Annotated in this window: 1 protein-coding gene; it reads right to left on the bottom strand. The window is 74.7% G+C overall.

All coding sequences use genetic code 11. The features are described 5' to 3' along the window. Positions 1-293: efflux RND transporter permease subunit (locus tag KVT14_RS20265; RefSeq protein WP_217617290.1), on the bottom strand; the 293-nt coding region annotated here is incomplete at both ends.

A 293-nucleotide genomic window follows, 5' to 3' on the forward strand; every position in this document is an offset into this window, starting at 1 on the left:
GCGAACAGCAGGCCGAGGCCGCCCTCCGTCGCGAGGCCGTGGATCGACTCCTCGATGAACGGCGCCTGGTCGTGCACGACGGCGACCTGGCCCTCGCCGAGCACGCCGGACAGGTCGTCCAGCGCCTCGGTCACGCCGTGCGACACCTCGACCGTGTTGCCGTCCGGCGTCTTCGTGATCGCGATGCCGAGCGCAGGGCTGCCGACCAGCCGCGAGTACGACGTCGGCTCCTCGGTGCCCTCCGCGACCGCCGCGACGTCGCCCAGCGCGACCGTCCCGCCGGCCGGCGTGGC

The organism is Cellulomonas sp. GbtcB1 (assembly GCF_019091725.1).
In the GTDB taxonomy this organism is placed as follows: Bacteria; Actinomycetota; Actinomycetes; order Actinomycetales; family Cellulomonadaceae; genus Cellulomonas.